Below are 18,339 nucleotides of genomic sequence, written 5' to 3'. Positions count from 1 at the left end.
GTGCCGCTTGAGCAGCGCTGCCACCCCCTGGATGGTGTAGCTCTTGTGGAACCGGCGTCCGATCAGGGTCTTGATCCGTGCCAGGGTCCAGGTCTGGTCGGGCCAGCCGTGCGCAACAGGTCCCTTGTCCAGCTCGGCCTCCAGGACCGCGAACAGCTCATCGCTCAGCAGCGGCAGCGAAGCCGGGCCCTTCGAGGCCAGGGCCCTCGGACCACCCTGCGACCAGGTGTTTCGCCACCGCTGCACGGAACGCAGGCTGACCCGCAGATCGTGCGCGATGACCGCGTTCTCCTCGCCCCGCACGAACCGCTCGGCCGCCTCCAACCGCAACCGCTCCCGAAAGGCCCGACGCTCATCGGTCAAGCCACCGCCCTGCGCGTACCTCATACACACGGCATACCGCAGGGATCACCACCCGTCAGCCCCCACGACACCACGCATTCAAGGTCAGTAACGAGGGACCTTGGCATGGTCACCAGCACGTCGGATGCCGTCGCATCCACAGGGAGCGGACATCTCCACCGGGATGTCCGTTTCTGGGGACTGCTCTTCGTCTCACTCGGCTCGATCATCGGATCGGGGTGGCTGCTGGGCGCCCTCACGGCAGCCAGCTACGCGGGCCCCGCCTCGCTGTTGTCCTGGGTGCTCGCGGCCGCGATCCTCGCGATGCTCGCGCTCGTACACGCCGAACTGGGCGCCGCGTACCCCGTCGCGGGCGGCACCGCCCGCTTCCCCTTCTTCGCCTTCGGACCGCTGGCGAGCTTCACCGCCGGCTGGATGGCCTGGGTTCAGGCGGTGACGATCGCCCCGATCGAGGTTGAGGCCACGCTGTCGTACACCGCCCGCATCGGATGGGTGAAGGACAACGTCACCCTGCTGCACACCGACGGCACCCTCACCGGGATCGGCCTGGTCATCGCCAGTGTCTTCATGCTGATCTTCACCATCATCAACGTCGTCGGCGTCAAGCTGATGTCCGAGACGAACTCGATCACGGTGATCTGGAAGACACTCGTCCCGCTGCTGACCGTCGTCGTCCTGATGTCGCTGACCTTCCACTCCTCGAACTTCACCGCCGGTGGGGGCTTCGCACCGTACGGGGCGCATGGAGTCTTCGCCGCGCTGCCGGCGGGCGTGGTCTTCGCGCTCCAGGGCTTCGAGCAGGCCATCCAGATGGCCGGAGAGGCCCGCAACCCGCAGCGGGACGTCTCCCGCGCCGTGATCGCCGCCATGGTGATCGGCGTGGTGGTCTACCTGCTGCTCGAGGTCGCCTTCATCGCCGCGCTCGACCCGAACAAGCTGCTGCACGGCTGGGCCAACCCGGTCGGCAAGGGCGACTTCGGCCCGTACGCGACGCTGGCGACGACCGCCGGGGCCGGCTGGCTGGCCACGGTGCTCTACATCGATGCCGTGGTCTCTCCGGCCGGCACCGGCCTGGTCTACGTGGCGACCTCCTCCCGGCTGTCGTACGCCATGGGGCACGAGAAGTCCCTGCCGAAGCGGCTGGCCCGGATCAGCCCCCGCGGCGTCCCGCTGACGTCGATCCTGCTGGCCTTCGTCGTCGGCGAGATCGCCTTCCTGCCCTTCCCCAGCTGGTCGGCGCTGGTCGGCCTGGTCACCTCCGCCACCGCGATCATGTACGCCTTCGCACCCGTCTCGCTGCACGCCCTGCGGCTGCGGGACGCCGCGCGTCCGCGTCCCTACCGGCTGCCGGCCTGGCGGGTGACCTCTCCGCTGGCCTTCGTCGCGGCCAACCTGATCATCTACTGGTCCGGTTACGAGGCGGACTGGAAGCTGGGCGCCACCATCGTCGTCGGCCTCGCCGTCTTCGCCCTCACCCGGTCGCGGATACCGGCAGCCGAGCGCCCCGCACTGCACTGGCGGTCGGCGGCATGGGTGTGGCCCTGGCTCGTCGGCATGATCGTCATCGGCCGCTTCGGGCGGTACGGCGGCGGCAGCGACGCCCTGGGGAACTGGTGGGACCTGCTGGTGGTCATCGCCTTCAGCCTCGCCGTGTATTACGTCGCCGTTCAACTGGCGCTGACCACCGGCGAGGTGGCGGCGGCGGTCACCATCGAGGAGAGCTCCGAGTTCCCGGAGGCTTTCCCCGCGGCATGACGACGGCGGCCGACCCCACCGCTTCCGGGGTCGGCCGCCGACTTCACCGCTTATGTCAGGCGTTGGGGTCGAACGGGATTCCGGAAGGCATTGAGTTGGAGAGGGTGGAGTTGAAGGAGCCGTCCGTGATTTTGATCGTGGCATCGCCGAAATTGGCGCTCATGAGCTTGTCGCGATAACCCGCCGGGTAGCCCTCCCAGCCGACGAGGCGCGGGTAGAACCAGTTGCCGGTGGCGTTCTCCGCGGGTTCGTCGTTGGTGTTCGCGAAGCGGAAGTCGTGGGTCGAGGCGCCGTCCTTGTGGTAGACGATCTTCGGGTGGCTCCCGTCGAAGCGCACCCCCGAGGCGGCGGAGATCGCGTAGCTGGTGTGCTGCGACACCGAGACGTACTGGACCTGGTTGTTGTTGATCCACACCACGACGTGCTCCCAGTCGTGGCGGTGCCCGATGGCCGCCGGGCCCAGCGTGGCCTGGTCCTTCTCGAAGTAGCTGGCGTACACCACCGCGCACCAGCCGTTGTTGCACTTCTCGCGCGAGTACGTGTTGGCGTTGTTGAGCTGGGCCATGTCGTGGCAGTGGCCGTTCACGTCTCCGCCCAGCGCCAGGCCGGGGTTGATGGTGCCGTCGGCGCCGATGGCGGCGGTGGTGTAGCAGCCGTCGCCGTCGTAGTCGTAGGCGGGGGAGAAGGTCTGCTCGAGCCCGTCGGCGTTCTGCGGCAGAAGCGTGAGAACGTCGGCGCTCGCGCTGGTCGGGAGGGCCATGACCAGGACCACGGCACCGAGCGCACTCGCGAGCGCGGACCGGCGGAGCATCCGCGGAGGCTTCGGGCGGGAGGCCGTTTCCCCGGGGTTCGTCGTCGATGACAGCATGCTGCGCAAACCAACTCCTCAACAATAAATGTGGGGGGAGGCAAGGATCCTCGCCTGGATTCCTTGCGTCGAGATCAGTGGCTTTTTGCGAACGGATTTCTATCCGTGATGCGGCATCAAATTAGCCTGGGGCGGCGCCGGATGCAAGCAAAATTTCACAACTGACCATTTCCCTCAAAACGGCATTCCGGATATTCCGTGAGATCTGACAGGATGGCGCGCCGGAGGAATTGAACATTGGCGCAAACTTACCTGAACGTAGCGACTTCATTCAGCTGATGGGATGCGTACGCGGAAGGTCGCGCCTTTTCCTGGGGTGGTGGTGACGTCGACGTGGCCGTTGTGTGCGGTGACGAGCGCCGTGACGATGGCGAGGCCGAGGCCGGCGCCGCCGCCTTCGCGGCGGGTGCGGGAGGCGTCCACGCGGTAGAAGCGTTCGAAGACCCGGGCGGCCTGGTCGGGTTCGAGGCCCGGGCCCTGATCGGCGACCTCGATGAGGCCGTGGCCGTTCTCGGAGCCGACGCCGATGCGGATCGAGGTGCCGGGCGGGGTGTGGGCGACGGCGTTGCCGACGAGGTTGGCGACGACCTGGCGCAGGCGGGCTTCATCGCCGAGGACCAGGGCGGGGGCCGACGGGCTGTCGCCGCCGGGGCCGGTGAGGGAGACCGGCCGGGTGGCGTCGAGGGCCGTGGTGTCGTGCAGGGCGTCGACGGCGAGGGTGCGCAGATCCATCGGTGCCAGCTGCAGGGGACGGCTCTCGTCGGCCCGGGCCAGGGTCAGCAGGTCCTCGACCAGGCCGCCCATCCGTACCGCCTCGTTCTCGATGCGAGCCATCGTGCGCTTGACGTCGGCCTGATCGGGCAGCCCACCCATCCGGTACAGCTCCGCGAAACCCCGGATGCCGGCGAGCGGGGTACGCAGTTCGTGGCTGGCGTCGGCGATGAAGCGCCGCATACGGGCCTCGGACTCCGCGCGGGCGGCGAAGGCGGACTCGATCCGCGCGAGCATGATGTTGAGCGCGGTGGACAGCCGTCCTGCCTCGGTACGTGTTGAGGCGTGCGGCATCCGGTGCGACAGCGGCCGCCCGGCGGCGATCTCGGTGGCGGTGGCCTCGATACGGTGCAGCGGCCGGAGTCCGGCCCGTACCGCGAACCAGCCGGCCACGCCCAGCAGCGCCGCCACGACCGCGCCGATCAGCTCGAACTCGGTGCTCAGGCTGGCGGTCGTGGAGGTCACGTCGTGGAGGGAGACCGCCACCACGACCCTGGCGGGGAGGTGCCGGGCGGTGGCCTGGGGGATGGCGAGGATGAGCACCCGCCAGTCGCTGTCGCCGTGGTCGCTGGGGACGTCGAAGGGGATGCCGGTGCGGGCGCGCAACTCGGCGGCGCCCATGGTCGGCCACTTGGGACGGGGGTCGGTGGGGGAGACCGGGACGCTCAGTTGCTGGGAGATCGTGCCGTCGGCGCCGACGAAGGCGACCACGTACTGGCTCGGCAGCCAGGGGCTGCCGAGGCCGCCCTTGTCCTGGCCGTCCGACGGAGGCGGTCGGCGGTCGCCGGTGGCGATCCGGCGCGTCAACGGCCCGCCGAACCTCTTCAGTTGCTGGTCGACACGCTGAACGAGATCGTGCCGGACCAGGCTGAGCACCACGGTGTCGCTCACGCCGAGGCCGACGACGACCAGCACCACGGACGTCAGGATGAGCCGCGAGCGCAGGGACCGCAGGGAGAGCGCCGTCGGACGCCAGGCCGGCGTCCAACGGGGCAATCGCAAGCGCAATCGCATCGCGGTCATCCGTGCGGGCGGCGCAGCACGTAGCCGACGCCACGCACGGTGTGGATGAGTTTGGCGGCGCCGGTCTCGCCGGAGTCGACCTTGCGGCGCAGGTAGGAGATGTACGACTCGACGATGCTGAGGTCGCCGCCGAAGTCGTAGGCCCAGACGTGGTCGACGATCTGCGGTTTGGACAGCACCCGGCCGGCATTCACCATGAGGTACTCGAGCAGTTTGAATTCGGTGGGGGACAGCGGGACCGGGTGACCGGAGCGCATCACCTGATGGCCGACGGGGTCGAGCTCGAGGTCGTCGACCATCAGGGTGCCGTTGCTGTCCGGGCCGCCGGTGCGGCGCAGGATGGCCCGGATGCGGGCGATCAGCTCTTCAAGGCTGAAGGGTTTGGTGACGTAGTCGTCGCCTCCGGCGGTCAGGCCGCTGACCTTGTCCTCGATGCCGTCCTTGGCGGTGAGGAACAGGACGGGCAGATGCTCGCGGGTGGCGGCGCCTGTCCGGCTGTAGGCGTCGAAATCCTCACGCAGCCGCTTCACCACGGTGAAACCGTCCATGTCCGGCAGCATCACATCCAGAACCACCAGGTCGGGGGTCTCCGCGGCGACCGCTGCCAGTGCCTCGGCACCGGTCGCCGCGGAGACCACCTCGAACCCGACGAAGCGCAGCGATGCCGCCAGCAGCTCCCTGATGTTGGGCTCGTCCTCGACAACCAGCAGGCTGGCCTCGGGTGCGTCTGTGTTCATCTGGCCCCTGGTGTGTTCGAAAGTGCTGCTGAACGCTACGCCTCATCGCGTATGCGCGGGATCAACCCCCCGAGCTGCTGCTCGGCTGCGCGCCGCCCCTGGCGCCGAACCCTCCGACGGTGCCGCCCTCTGTCACCGTCGTGGCCGTGATGTCGCCGGAGGAGCTCTGGCTGCCGCGCACGGTGACGGTCTGTCCGGGCTTCAGGTCGGAGACCTTGCCGCTCTTGGCCACGCTGACCTGGGTGGACTTGCCGGTTTTCACCTTGATGATGTTGCCTTGGGCGTCGGTGACGTAGATCGTGCTGCCGTCGACCACCTTGACCGTGCCGGCGGTCATCCCGCTTCCGGCGCCGCCGGCGTTGCCGCCACCGGGCGCCTGCCCGCCTGTCCCGGCGCTCGCGGCGCCCCCGAAGCGTGCGCCACCCGCTGCCGCGGCACCGCCCGGCGCGGCGGAGCCGGACGACTGGCCCTTCTCCACCAGCACGCCGCCGGTGAACGCCAGCACAGCGACGACCGAGCTGGTCAGCAGCAGGGTGGGCCAGGGCAGCTTGCGCTTGGGCGGGGCGCTCAGCTCGGCGCTGATGTCCCGCATGTCCGGAGGATCGGCGAGCACGTCCTCGGGCTGCTCCTCGGGCTGGTAGACGTCATCGGATTGGTCACCAAAATCGGGCGCGTCCGGCAGCGCCGGCGCGGCTTCGCGGTCGGCAGCAGCCTTCACAAGATGGCGGTGTCGGGCCATGTCCGGGTACTCCTGTCCATACGGTGGATCGTCGTCGCGGGGCGCTGGTGGTGCCGGGTCACTCGTGTCGTAGCGCCTCGATGGGCCGCAGGCTCGCGGCCCGGTTCGCCGGGTAGCTGCCGAAGAACAGGCCGATGGCCACGGCGATTCCGAGAGCGCCGTAGACGGACGCGGGAATGATCACTGGTTTGATGCCGACGATGCTGAACCGGGAACCGAGTATCCCGATGGCGACGCCCAGGCCGCCTCCGATCAGCGACAGCAGGGTCGACTCGGTCAGGAACTGGCCGAGGATGACGCCCTTGGGGGCGCCGATCGCCTTGCGGATGCCGATCTCCCGGGTCCGCTCGGTCACGGTCACCAGCATGATGTTGGTGATGCCGATCCCGCCGACCAGCAGGGAGATGGCGGCCACCGCGCCGAGCAGGACGGTGAAGGTCGAGGTGGTGGAGGCCTGGGTGGTCAGCAGGGACGTCTGGCTGCTCACCCGGAAGTCCAGCGCGTTCGCGTCGGTGATGCCGTGCTGTCCCATCAGGACAGTGGTGATCTCGCTCTGCGCCGGGGTGGTCGCGTCGGCCGACACGGCTTCCACGAGGATCTGGTTGAGGGAGCCGAAACCGCTGAACGCGTTCTGCACGGTGGGCAGGGGTGCGATCACCACGTCGTCCGGGTCCTGGAATCCGCTGCCGCCCTTGGTGGCCAGCTCACCCACGATGGTGAACGGGGTGCCGCCGAGCACCATGGTCTTGCCGACCGGGTCCGCCGTGCCGAACACGTCGGTGGCCGTGGTGGAGCCGATGACGGCGACCTTGCGGGAGTTGAGAACGTCGTCGTTACTGAAGTAGTCGCCCTTGACGACCTTGCTGTTGGACGCCTCGAAGTACGCGGGGTAGGTGCCGACGACCTGGCTGACGGTGTGCGAGGTGCCCTGGTAGATCGCGGTCTGGGACGTGGTGACCTCGGGGGCGACGGACTTGACGTCCGGAGTCTGCTTGGGGTCGGCCAGGGCCTTGGCGTCGTCCAGGGTGAGCGGCTTGACCGTGGTCGTGGTGCTCGAGGTGCCACTGCTGCCGGAGGAGATCGTCAGCGAGTTGGTGCCCAGCTTCTCGATGGAGTTCTTCACCGCCTGCGAGGAGCCGTTGCCGACCGCGAGCAGCAGGATGACCGCGGCAACACCGATGAGGACACCGAGCATGGTCAGCGAGGAACGCACCTTGTTGGCCGCCAGGCCCGCGATCGCGAAGCGCAGAGTCTCGAGTGGATTCACCGCCGCTCACCCCCGAGCGTCGTGTCCTGCAGCCTGGGCTGTGGGACGGCAGGTTGGTCGTACGGCCGAGTGGCGTACTGCTGAGCATGTGCGTGGGCATCGGCGAAGGCGTCCGGGTCCCGCAGGGCGGGCGGCAGGCCGTCCACCGGGGCCTGCCGTATGTCGTCGACGACCTCGCCGTCCACCAGCCGGATCACCCGCTTGGCGTGCCGGGCCACCTCGTCCTCGTGGGTGATCAGCACCACGGTGCGTCCCGTGGCGTTGAGCCGGTCGAAGATGCCCAGCACCTCGTCGGTGCTGCGACTGTCGAGGTTTCCGGTCGGTTCGTCGGCCAGCAGCATGGCCGGCGAGGTGACCAGGGCGCGGGCGACCGCCACGCGTTGCTGCTGGCCGCCGGAGAGCTCGTTGGGCCGGTGATTGATCCGGTCGCCGAGCCCCACCACGCTGAGCGCGGCCGTCGCCCGGCGGCGGCGTTCCGCCGACTTCACCCCGGCGTAGGCCAGCGGCAGCTCGACCTGGGCGATCGCTGTCGTACGCGGCACCAGGTTGAACGACTGGAAGATGAAACCGATCTTGCGGTTGCGGACCAGCGACAACTGGCTCTCGTCCAGCCCGCCCACATCGATACCGTCCAGCAGATACCGGCCGGAGGTCGGCACGTCCAGGCAGCCCACGATGTTCATCAGCGTGGACTTGCCGGACCCGGAACTGCCCATGATGGCGACCAGGTCGCCCTGCATCACGGTCAGGTCGATCCCGGCCCGGTCGCCGGTGACCGGGTCCACGGGCCCGGACAGCGCGTGCACCGCCCCGTCGCCCTCCCCGTAACTCTTCACCAGCGACCGCACCTCGATGACCGGTGCCGGACCCCACGGACCCGGCTCGGCCAGGCCCACCTCGACAGTTCCTTCCCCGACCGGGCCCTCCTCGACCGGGCCCACCGCGGCCGGCCCGGCCTCCGTCGTACGCCGCCGGCGTAGCAGCGGGCTCATCCTCGGGCTCCGCCGCCGACGCCGCCGGCACCGCCACGGCCGCCGGTACCGCCCGCGCCACCGGGGAACGCGCCACCGGGGAATCCGTTGGTGCCCGTGGAAGCGACGCTGTTGATCCGCACCTGCTCGCCCTGGGTCAGGCCGCTGGTGATCTCGTCGTTGGTGTCACCCTGAAGTCCTACGGTGACGTTGACGACCTGGGTGCTGCCGTCCTGCTTCACCACGGTGGCGGTACGGCTCGTGCCCGTACCGCTGACAGCGGCGGCCGAGACGTACAACGCGTTGGAGACCTCACCGGTGACCACCTGGATGCTGGCGCTCAGACCGGTCCGCAGGCCGCTGGTCGAACCGTCGATGGCAAGGGTGGCCGCGTACTGCACGGCCGAGCTGCTGCCCGACCCGCCGGAACTACTGGTGCTGGTGCTGGTGGTCGGCAGCGAACTGACCGAGAGCACCTTGGCGTTGAGGGTCTTGTCCGATTGGGCGTTCAGGGTCACCGTGGCGGCCTGCCCCTCCTTCAGCTTCAGCGCGTCCGACTCGGAGAAGTCAGCCGTCACCTGCATCCCCTTGGGATTGGTGATGACGATGAAGCCGGTCGGGGACGACGAGGAGGACGAGGTGGAGGTCGAGGACGACGAGCTGCTGGAGCCCGAGCCGCTCGTACCGGAGACGGTCTGGCCGACCGCAGCGGCCACCGACGCCACCGTGCCGCTGACCGGCGCCTTCAGCGTCGTGCCGTTCACCGCCGTCTGCGCCGTGTCCACCGCGTCCTGAGCCTGCGCCACCTGGGCCTGAGCCTGGGCGACCGCGGACGCGTCGACCGACGCGCTCGGTGAGGGATCGGTCTGGGTGGCGGCGGGCGCCTGGCCTTCCTCGGCCTTGGTCAGGCTGGCCTCGGCAGCGGTCAGGGACGCCTCCGCCTCGGTGAGGGTCTGGTCGGCCGCGGTCTTGTCGACCTTCGCCAGCACCTGCCCCTTGGTGACCTTGTCACCAGGCTTGACCTCCACCTTCGTCAGGGTGCCGCCGGTGGTGAAGTCGGCTGAGGCGTCACTGGGGGAGATCAGTGATCCCGAGCCGGAGACCGTTGCCAGGACGGTGCCCTTGGCGACCGTGACGGTACGTGAGCCTGTCGGGGCCTTGGCGGTGCTGTCACTGTTGACGGCCGCGTAGGCACCGGTGGCGGCTGCCACGAGCACGACGCCGAGCACCGAGTTCATCAGGACGGCCTTGCGCCGTCGTGGAAGCACTCTCATGGCAGCGAGAGTGACCGCCCGGCTTGTCGAACCGCTGGCAGCTTTCCTGGAGTTTCCTGGGCGCGGCCACCCACCTCGGCCGTCCGTGACCCGGGACGAAGTGCCGCGCAAGGGTGCGAAACGGCACAGGCGGTGCCCATGCGGTGGATCCGCGTTCCCAGGGAACTCCCGGTTTACTTCCAGCCCTCTGCCAAGCGGCTGCGGTTGAGTATCGCGGCGGTGGTACGCCACCCGTCCGTTACCGCTCCCTGAGGAGACCGGCCATGTTCCGCACTACTCATCGTGCCGCATTGTCCGCCGCGATCATCGCCACCGGCGGACTGATGCTCTTCGGCTGCTCGTCCTCTTCTTCGCCCGGTACGTCGACCAACGCCGCGCCGGCCGCGTCCGGTGGTTCGCAACAGGCCGATGCCTACCGGCAGTGCCTCACGCAGCACGGAGCCAAGGCCCCGAGCGGTCGCCCGAGCGGCCGTCCGAGCGGTCAGCCCAGCGGCGGCGGTGGCTTCGGTGGCGGCTTCGGCGGGGGCCAGTCGGCCGATCCGGCGTTCCAGAAGGCGGCGCAGGCGTGCGCGAGCCTGCGTCCGGGGGGCAACGGGGGCGGTGGGGGCGGCGGCGCGAATGCGTCGGCCATCAGCGCGTTCACCAGCTGCATGAAGGACCACGGAGTCGTGCTGCCCTCCGCGTCACCCGGCTCCCAGGGCAATGTCATGCGCGGCCTCAACACGGCCGACACCAAGACCGCCCAGGCGTACACGTCCTGCCAGGCTCTGCTTCCTCAGCGGCCCTCGGGCCGGCCCACGCCCACCGCGAGCGCGTCGTAGCCACGGTCCCGCACAAGGAGGGGCTCACCGCCCGCCGGCGAACCCCTCCTTGCTGCGCGGCCGCTCACTCCTTGGTCGATCCGGCGAGCATCCCGGAGACGAGCGTGCGCTGCGAGAAGAGGAACAGCACCAGCACGGGGAGGATGGCGACGATGATCGCCAGCGCGAGTTCCGGGATGGTGATGTTGAGTCCCGCGCCGGCCACGGGGTTGAACGACGGTGTGGATGACAGCAGTTGGTTCAGTCCCACCTGGACGGGGAATTCGTCGCTGTTGGGCAGCACCAGGTAGGGCAGGAAGAAGTTGTTCCAGTTGCCGACGAAGCTGAAGAAGGCGACAAGCCCCACGACGGGCTTCGCCAGCGGCAGGGCGATACGGATGAAGATCTGCCACTGCGAGCAGCCGTCGATGCGGGCGGCCTGGAGAATCTCCTTGGGCAGGCTGGTCGCGAAGTAGATGTACACGAGGTACACGCCGAACGGGTAGAACGAGAACGGCAGGATGACCGACCAGGCCGTGCCGATCAGGTGGAACTGGTTGAGTTCCAGGAAGATCGGCAGAACCAGCGTCGCCGAGGGCATGATCATGGTGACCAGCGTGATCGCGAGCAGCGTCTTGCGTCCGCGGAACTTCGTCAGCGCCAGCCCGTAACCAGCCGGAATGCTGGTGAGCAGGGTGAGCAGCAGGGAGCCGCCGGAGTAGACCGCGGAGTTGCGCAGCCACACCAGCAGCGCGCCGTTCTGGAACGAGAAGAGGTGCTTCCAGGCCGCGCCGATCTGGCCGAAGGAGCCGAACGACAACGGCGAGTCGTGGACCATCTGGTCGGCGGTCTTCGACGGCGCGAGCAGCAGCCAGACGACCGGCAGGATGAAGAAGACCAGCAGCACCGCGAGAAGTACGCAGATGATGAGGAGCGAGACGGCCCGCGAGGGCGCGCCGCGCCGGACCGTCGCGGGCGAGGCGATTGCGGTGTTTGTCATTTCTCATCCAACGTGAACAGGTTCGAGCGGGCCACGAGCAGACCGGCGCAGATGAGGCCGAGGGCCAGCAGGAAGACCGAGATCGCGGCGGCGCCGTTGAAGTCGCCCTGCTGGAAGGCGAAGACGTACGCCAGCTGGTTGGGTGACCACGTCGGGCTGACCCGGCCCAGGCTGGCCGTCTGGAGCAGTTGCGGCTCGACGAACAGCTGGGTGCCGGCGGCGAAGGCGAGGATCGTCATATAGGCGATCCACTGTCTGATCATCGGGATCTGGATGTGCCAGGCGGTCTTCCAGGGCCCTGCCCCGTCCATCCTGGCCGCTTCGAGGACCTCGTCCGGGATGTTGTTCAGCGCTCCGTACATCACCACGATCCAGCCGCCGGCCCCGGTCCAGAAGGCGATCAGGACGAAGACCACCGAAAGGTTGCCCGGCGCCAGCACCGCGGCGAAGCTGTGGAAACCCAGTGAGTTCAGCAGCCAGGAGGCCGGGCTGACGTCCGGGTCGAGCATGAACAGCCACACCAGCACGCTGGCCACCCCGGCGAGCGCGCCGGGAATGTAGTAGAGGAAGCGGAAGAGCGCCGAGAGACCCGGCCGCATGCGGCTGCGCAGCACCACCGCCACCAGGACCGTGAGCACGACCAGGATGACCAGCCACATCACCAGGTAGACCAGGATGTTGGTGAAGGCGGGGACGAACCGGTAGTCCTGGGCGACCTTGACGAACTGGTTGACGCCGGTGAACTGGCCCTTGTCGTTGGTCAGCGCCAGGTAGAACGCGTAGCCGGTGGGGAAGACGCCGAAGGCGAGCAGCAGAATCGTGTATCCGGCGACGAAGAGATAGCCGGCCGCCCCGCCGCCACCGCCCCGCCGCGGCGTGATGCCGCGACGGGGAGGGGAAACGGTGGCGTGCCGGGTGTCCAGCACTGTCATTTCGTGGTCACCGTGTATCCGTTGGCCTTGGCCTCGTCAGCGATCGCGCTCTGCCAGGCGGGGAGCGTCGCGGTCAGCGACTTGCCGGCCGTCAGTGCGGGCAGCACCACGCTGGACCAGGCGGTGGCGTCGCTGAACTTGGTGTTCGACCAGCCGGTCCACACGTCGCCGGCCGCCTTCTGGAAGACGCCGCTGATGTCGGTGGCGAAGTACTTGCTGTTGTCCGGGTTGGCCAGCCAGTCCTTGGCCGCCGGCACGTACGCCGGGTAGGTCGGCGCCTTCGACTGGTTGGCGCTCGACGTGGTCAGCCAGGTGGTCAGATCGGTGGCCGCCTTGAGGTTGGTGCTGTGCGACGACACCATCCACAGGCCGCCGCCGACGTTGCCGGTGGCGACGGTGTTCTCACCGCTCCAGGTCAGCGGGCCGGCGGCGCTGATCTGCCCGGCCGGCGTCTTGAAGGCCGTGTTGAACAGGTACTGGCCGTACCAGGAGGGGCCGTTGGCCATCAGGACCTTGCTGCCGCTGCTCTTGGCGAATCCCTGGCTGAAGAAGCCCTGGGTGGTGACGGCCTTGGCGGAGATGAGGGAGTCGAGCAGCTTGGACATCCGCGTGCACTTCGGGTCCGAGAGGGCGGTGCGGAGCGTGTCGGGCTTCGTCAGCTGGAAGGCCGGGCACTGGCTGGACCAGAAGTACGACTCCTGCGAGTTGGTGTCACCGACCGAGCCGACGAGGTAGCCGGGGTGCTCCTTGGCGACCTTCTTGCCGAGCGCCTCGTACTGCTCCCAGGTGGTGGGCACCTGGTAGTGCCACTTGTCCATGAGGGACTTGTTGTACCAGAGCACCACCTGCGCTATGTCGTTGCGCATGCAGTAGGTGTGGCCGTTGTACTGACAGGGGGCGAGCGATCCCTTGGCGAAGTTGTCCAGTGTCGTCTGCGGGACCAGGTTCTGGTCCAGCGGGGCGGCGAACGCGGTCGCGCCGGGCTTGGTCGGCTGCGACGCCCAGGTGACGTCGGTGGGCGAGCCGAAGACGACGTCCGGCCAGCCCTTGCCGGTGCGGTCGAAGAGCTGCACCTTCGTCTGGAGGTACGTCGACCCGTCGGCGCCGCCGTCATAGGTGACGACGTTCATCTTCACGTCGGGGTGCGCCTTCTGGTACGCCTGCACCTGCGGAAGCCGGGTCGAGTCGGTCCAGACGGTGATCTTCGAAGCGTTGTCCTGCTTGACCGGCTTGAAGGCGGTCCCGCCGCCAGAGTCGGTCGACGAGGTGGCGCTGGCGCAGCCGGCGAGAGCGGTGACGGCGCAGAGGGACAGGACCGCGGCGGCGTTCCGCGCCGTTCTGCGGCCGGTACCGCTCTTCAGGAATCTGGGAGACCTCATGGTTGGGCCTTTCTGTTCTCACGTGCGGGTGAAGCGGGTGAGGTGCCGATGGTGTTGCGGGAAGCGGCGGTCTGGCGGCACCGTCAGCCGGAGGCTCCCTCGATGAACGGCTGGAGTTCCTTGCCGTACTCGAAATCGTGTGGCAGGGCGATCCCCGGCTCGGTGGGTGCGTGCACGAGGCCCTGGTCGTCCACGTGCCGCTCCCGGCGGACCGTGGTCGCGGTCACCAGGGACTCGTAATAGGTGGTGTTGGAGATCGCCATGCACAGGTGGTGGTTGGGGATGTCGGAGCCGTGCACCTCGGCGCGGATCCGGTAGGCGTCGGCGAGGTGGGCGGTGCGCATGGCTCCGGTGATCCCGCCGCGCAGGTTGGTGCTTACCCGTACGCCGAAGGTGGCGGCGCCCGCCTTGATGAAGTCGGCGGAGTTCATGTGGGCGCCGTCCGAGGTCTCGGCGACCAGGAGGGGGATGGACACGGATTCGGCGAGTTTCTGGTAGGCGCTGATGCTGAACTCGCGCATCGGCTCCTCGTACCAGAGGTAGTCCGCCTCGGCGAGCGCCCGGCCCAGGTAGATGGCGTCCGGCAGGTCGAAGCCGGCCGAGCCGTCGTACATCAGGGGCACGTCGGGGCCGACGTGCTTCCGCAGGGCGAGGCAGAGCTCCGCGTCCTTGCGGGCATCGCCCCAGGCGTGGAGCTTGATGCCCCGGTAGCCGAGGGCGAGGCACTGGTCCGCGACGTCGAGGAACTCCTCGGTCGTCGCGAAGGTCGAGGTGGAGGCGTAGGCCGGTATCTCCCTGCGGAATCCGCCGAGGACCTGCCAGACGGGCCGGCCGGCCACCCGTGCGGCGAGGTCCCACAGGGCGGTGTCGATGAGACCGAACGTGGGGAGCGGAAGCTCCTGGATGCGGTCGAGTTCCCATACCCGGTGCCAGAGCCATTCGCGCTGGAAGGGGTCCTGTCCGATCAGCTCCTCGCGGAAGACCCGTTCCACCAGGTCCTCGAGCATGGCCGCCGCCCCCGGCCGGGCGAACAGCGCCACGCCTTCGGCGCCCTCGTCGGTGCCGATCCGCAGGACCGCGCCATGGCCCGCCGGAGCGCTGCCGCCCAGTCCGTGCCGCCAGCGGAACGGAGGATTGGCTGCCGGAACGTCGATCCGGTGGACTTCCACATGGGTGATCTTCATGCTGACTTTCTGTTTCTGTTGATCGGACAGGCTGTCCGGCCGTGCGGGCGCGGGTCAGAAGTCGCCGTACGCCTGGAGTTCGTAGATGCTGCCGCCGTTGTAGTTCGACCCGGTGACGGTGAGCCGCACGAAGCGGGCGGAGACCGGCGAGGGGGCGATGGAGTAGTTCGCCGACGAGGAGGTGTCGGTGGCGGTGTGGTCGTCCAGGGCGGACCAGTTAAGGCCGTCGCTGGAGTACTCCAGGAGGTACTTGTAGCCGCTCGACTTCTCGAAGGTGGTGACCACGCTGGAGAGCGATGAGACCTTGCCGAGGTCCACCTGGATCCAGGACGGGTCCGGCAGGCCGAGGCCCTGGGCCCAGCGGGTGGACAGATCGCCGTCCACCGCGAGGTCGGGGGTGTTGGGGTCGGAGTAGGAGGAGACGGTGACCGGCTTGTTCAGGGCGAGGTCGTTGTCGGCCGGCATGGTGATGTTCGCGGCCGGGCTGGGGTCGGACGCGTTGAGTGCCGCGTCCAGGGCCACGACGGTGAAGCTGTAGGCGGTCTGCGCCTTCAGGCCGGTGACCCGCGTGGTGGTCTTGTCGGTGGTCGCGATCCGCTTGCCGTCCTGGTAGACGTCGTAGTTGGTGACGCCGACGTTGTCCGTGGCGGCGGGCCAGCTGACGTCGGCGACGCCGGGCAGCAGCGGGGTGACGGTCGGCTTGCCGGGGGCGTCGGGGGCCTGGGTGTCGGTGTTCGGCGCCGCGGGGGTGCCGTAGGCCCCGAGCTCGTAGATGCTGCCGCCGTTGTAGTTCGAGCCCGTGACGGTGAGCCGCAGATAGCGTCCGGTGACCGGCTCGGCGGCCGAGGAGTAGTTGGTGGCCTCGGTGGTGGCCGAGCCGGTGTGGTCCTCCAGCGTCGTCCAGTGGTCCTGGTCCGACGACACCTCGAGCCGGTACTTGTAGCCGCCGGCCTTCTCGAAGGTGGTGATGGCGCCGGTCACGTCGTACCGGGCGCCGAGGTCCACCTGGATCCAGGACGGGTCCGGCAGGCCGAGGCCCTGGGCCCAGCGGGTGGACAGATCGCCGTCCACCGCGAGGTCGGGGGTGTTGGGGTCGGAGTACGAGGAGACGGTGACCGGCTTGTTCAGGGCGAGGTCGCCACCGGACGGCATGGTCACCGAGACCGCCGGGCCGGGCGCGGACTCGTTACCGGCCGCGTCACGCGCGGTGACCGTGAAGCTGTACGTCGAGCCTGCCTTCAGGCCGGGGATACGTACCTTCGGGTCGGTGGAGGCGCTGACCAGCTTGCCGTCGCGGTAGATCGCGTATCCGGTGACGCCGGTGCTGTCCTGGGAGGCGGCCCAGCTGAGGTCGGCGACGGTCGGGAAGTTCGTCACCGCGTCAGGCTTGCCGGGGGCGGTGGGCGCCGTCGTGTCGCTGCTCACCGGGTCGGGGTCGAGGTGCTGGTACTGCGGCTGGAGGCCGGCGTTGTCGACGATCGAGGCGGGCAGCTGGTTGCAGCCGTCCACGGTGGTGTTGTTGGTGATCGTGTCGCCGGTGCTGTTGAACTGCGTGGAGAACTTGGGCTGGGAGGTGAAGTTGTAGTCGACCGTGTTGTCCATGCCGTGGTTCATCAGCAGCCACTGGTAGGACACGTCGCAGAAGGCGTTGTCCGTGAGGTGCCAGTACCGGCTGCCCTCGTCCTGGTAGATGGCGCCGTAGGCAGGGGAGGGGATGTCGCTGATGTAGTTGCCGGACACGACGCCGCCGGGGTTGGAGCTCAGCGTGTAGATGGCTCCGCCGTCCGCCTGGAGCTTCATGATGTCGCTGATCTCGTTGTCGCTGATCACGTTGTTCTGGCTGGTGGTCGGCGTGTCGTAGACCGGGACGCCCGAGTTGCCGGGGTAGTTGGTGTCGCCGCCCTTGTCGGTGAGACCCCAGCCCCAGCCGACGGAGATGCCGCTGTAGGGGAGGTCGTAGACCTTGTTGTGGGTGATGACGGTGTGGTCGGTGTAGGCGGCCATGATGCCCAGTGAGCCGGTGTACTGGTCGGCCACGTTGGTGACGACGTTGTTGCTGACCGTGGTGTCCTTGGTGATCGACCGGGGGTCGGTGGGGTGGTGGTCGATGACGTCGGTGCCGCCGACCTGGATGCCGGTCGCGGCTATCTCCTTGAAGACGTTGCCGTTGATCGTGGTGCCCTGGGTGCCGGTGTTGAGGTTCAGCCCGACCGCGCCGAGGTGGGTGAAGGTGTTGTCCTGGAACGACACATCGTGGCCGTAGCTCACATTGACCGCGCCGGGCGTCTTGACCCAGTTCAGCCGGGTGGAGTCGAAGTCCGGGTTGTCGGAGCCGACGATGCGGAAGCCCGCCTGGCCCTCGATCAGGCCGTCGCTGGAGCTGGGCGCGAGCCAGGTCGAGTAGGAGAAGGTGATGCCCTGGAACGAGACGTTGCTCACCGGGGCGGAGATGGTGCCGTTCAGGTCCACCAGGTCCTGGACGCGCGGCACGGTCACCGTCGCGGTCGCGAGGTTCTGGCCGGACTTGGGCATGTAGTACAGATCGCCCGCGCTCTTGTCGAGGTACCACTCGCCGGGGGTGTCCAGCAGCTCGCGGGCGTTCTCCAGCCAGGTCGGGTTCTGGATCTCCTCACCCTGGTGCAGGTTGGCGTTGTGGAAGCACGGCTGCTGCACCGTCATCGTGGTGCCGACGATCGACTGGACCGGGCACCGCATGAGCATCCAGCCCCAGCGGCTGACGACCTCCATGTCCGACTGGTTCTTGTAGTTGTCCAGGCTGGTGTCGGTGATCGTGTAGCCGGTCGAGGTCTTGGTGAAGCCGGAGGGGTCCTTCGCGCCTCGGGCGCGCGTCTCCAGCTCGCCGTTGACGTACAGCTGGCGGGTGTCGATGTTCCCGACGTGGGCCTTGTAGACGTTGTGCGCGGAATCGGCCAGGGTCCATCCCGTGACGGACGAGCCGCCGCTGACGACCGGCTTCGCGCCGGGTGCGGCCTCGTAGACGATGCGGTGGCCGTTGGTGCCGGAGTCCGCGCTGGTCAGCTTGAAGGTGTCGGTCAGCGTGTACGTACCGCTCAGCAGCTCGACATGGATGTCCCGCTGCATATTGCGGTTGATCGTGCGGACGAAGTCCCTGGCCTTCGTCAGCGTCTTGAACGGGTGCGAGGCGGTGCCGGCCCCGGTGTCGTTGCCCTGGGTGGGGGAGACGTAGACGTTCAGGGCCGGGGGAGCCGAGGTTGCGGACTTTGCCGCGGCGACACCGATCGGCGCCATCGCCGT

At 68.5% G+C, this 18,339-nt stretch carries 15 protein-coding genes; 2 read left to right on the top strand and 13 right to left on the bottom strand.

Annotation, left to right across the window (positions count from 1 at the left end):
• Positions 1 to 387, bottom strand: a 387-nt coding sequence (locus tag ACFXJ5_RS19210; protein ID WP_384631870.1) for a helix-turn-helix domain-containing protein, incomplete at its 3' end; no start/stop codon positions are given.
• An 81-nt stretch (positions 388 to 468) separates the two neighbouring features.
• On the opposite strand from ACFXJ5_RS19210, the gene ACFXJ5_RS19205 reads away from it, so the two are divergent.
• A complete protein-coding gene (locus ACFXJ5_RS19205) occupies positions 469 to 2,118 on the top strand; it encodes an APC family permease (protein ID WP_384631867.1) in 1,650 nt (549 codons plus the stop codon).
• A gap of 55 nt (positions 2,119 to 2,173) precedes the next feature.
• Here the strand turns inward: ACFXJ5_RS19205 and ACFXJ5_RS19200 are convergent, their stop codons facing one another.
• The 7 genes from ACFXJ5_RS19200 to ACFXJ5_RS19170 all read right to left on the bottom strand — a co-directional run bounded on the left by ACFXJ5_RS19200 (position 2,174) and on the right by ACFXJ5_RS19170 (position 9,768).
• Positions 2,174 to 2,929, bottom strand: coding sequence for an NPP1 family protein (locus tag ACFXJ5_RS19200; protein WP_384631864.1), 756 nt, complete (start codon positions 2,927 to 2,929; stop codon positions 2,174 to 2,176).
• A gap of 324 nt (positions 2,930 to 3,253) precedes the next feature.
• A complete protein-coding gene (locus ACFXJ5_RS19195) occupies positions 3,254 to 4,759 on the bottom strand; it encodes a sensor histidine kinase (protein WP_384631861.1) in 1,506 nt (501 codons plus the stop codon).
• Between the two features lie 17 nt (positions 4,760 to 4,776).
• Complete coding sequence (locus tag ACFXJ5_RS19190; protein ID WP_384631858.1) at positions 4,777 to 5,517, bottom strand: response regulator transcription factor; 741 nt, start codon at positions 5,515 to 5,517, stop codon at positions 4,777 to 4,779.
• 61 nt (positions 5,518 to 5,578) lie between these two features.
• On the bottom strand, positions 5,579 to 6,256 hold the full coding sequence (locus tag ACFXJ5_RS19185) for a hypothetical protein (RefSeq protein WP_384631855.1): 678 nt from the start codon (positions 6,254 to 6,256) through the stop codon (positions 5,579 to 5,581).
• Positions 6,257 to 6,314: 58 nt separating this feature from the next.
• A complete protein-coding gene (locus ACFXJ5_RS19180) occupies positions 6,315 to 7,523 on the bottom strand; it encodes an ABC transporter permease (protein ID WP_384631851.1) in 1,209 nt (402 codons plus the stop codon).
• Positions 7,520 to 8,515, bottom strand: coding sequence for an ABC transporter ATP-binding protein (locus tag ACFXJ5_RS19175; protein WP_384631848.1), 996 nt, complete (start codon positions 8,513 to 8,515; stop codon positions 7,520 to 7,522). The genes ACFXJ5_RS19180 and ACFXJ5_RS19175 overlap by 4 nt, the downstream gene beginning before the upstream one ends.
• A complete protein-coding gene (locus tag ACFXJ5_RS19170) occupies positions 8,512 to 9,768 on the bottom strand; it encodes an efflux RND transporter periplasmic adaptor subunit (RefSeq protein ID WP_384631845.1) in 1,257 nt (418 codons plus the stop codon). Before ACFXJ5_RS19170 ends, ACFXJ5_RS19175 begins: the two co-directional genes overlap by 4 nt.
• Positions 9,769 to 10,031: 263 nt before the next feature.
• On the opposite strand from ACFXJ5_RS19170, the gene ACFXJ5_RS19165 reads away from it, so the two are divergent.
• Positions 10,032 to 10,589: a hypothetical protein gene (locus ACFXJ5_RS19165; RefSeq protein WP_384631842.1), complete on the top strand. Its 558-nt coding sequence runs from the start codon at positions 10,032 to 10,034 to the stop codon at positions 10,587 to 10,589.
• Between the two features lie 64 nt (positions 10,590 to 10,653).
• Here ACFXJ5_RS19165 and ACFXJ5_RS19160 read toward each other — a convergent pair whose 3' ends face one another.
• The 5 genes from ACFXJ5_RS19160 to ACFXJ5_RS19140 form a co-directional block, all read right to left on the bottom strand.
• The gene (locus tag ACFXJ5_RS19160) at positions 10,654 to 11,568 is read right to left on the bottom strand and encodes a carbohydrate ABC transporter permease (RefSeq protein WP_384631839.1); all 915 of its coding nucleotides are present in this window, start codon (positions 11,566 to 11,568) and stop codon (positions 10,654 to 10,656) included.
• Positions 11,565 to 12,500 (bottom strand): carbohydrate ABC transporter permease, encoded by a 936-nt coding sequence (locus ACFXJ5_RS19155; protein ID WP_384631836.1) that lies wholly within the window; start codon positions 12,498 to 12,500, stop codon positions 11,565 to 11,567. Before ACFXJ5_RS19155 ends, ACFXJ5_RS19160 begins: the two co-directional genes overlap by 4 nt.
• Positions 12,497 to 13,879, bottom strand: coding sequence for an ABC transporter substrate-binding protein (locus tag ACFXJ5_RS19150; protein WP_384631833.1), 1,383 nt, complete (start codon positions 13,877 to 13,879; stop codon positions 12,497 to 12,499). The genes ACFXJ5_RS19155 and ACFXJ5_RS19150 overlap by 4 nt, the downstream gene beginning before the upstream one ends.
• Positions 13,880 to 13,962: 83 nt before the next feature.
• Positions 13,963 to 15,063, bottom strand: a complete 1,101-nt coding sequence (locus ACFXJ5_RS19145) for an enolase C-terminal domain-like protein (RefSeq protein WP_384631830.1) — start codon at positions 15,061 to 15,063, stop codon at positions 13,963 to 13,965.
• Between the two features lie 54 nt (positions 15,064 to 15,117).
• Positions 15,118 to 18,333 carry a discoidin domain-containing protein gene (locus ACFXJ5_RS19140; protein WP_384631911.1) on the bottom strand — a complete coding sequence of 1,072 codons (3,216 nt, stop codon included), beginning with the start codon at positions 18,331 to 18,333 and terminating at the stop codon, positions 15,118 to 15,120.
• Positions 18,334 to 18,339: the final 6 nt, after the last annotated feature.

It is taken from the genome of Streptomyces sp. NPDC059373 (genome assembly GCF_042751495.1).
Lineage (GTDB): Bacteria > Actinomycetota > Actinomycetes > Streptomycetales > Streptomycetaceae > Actinacidiphila.
This window is presented reverse-complemented; position numbering and strand designations above follow the sequence as displayed.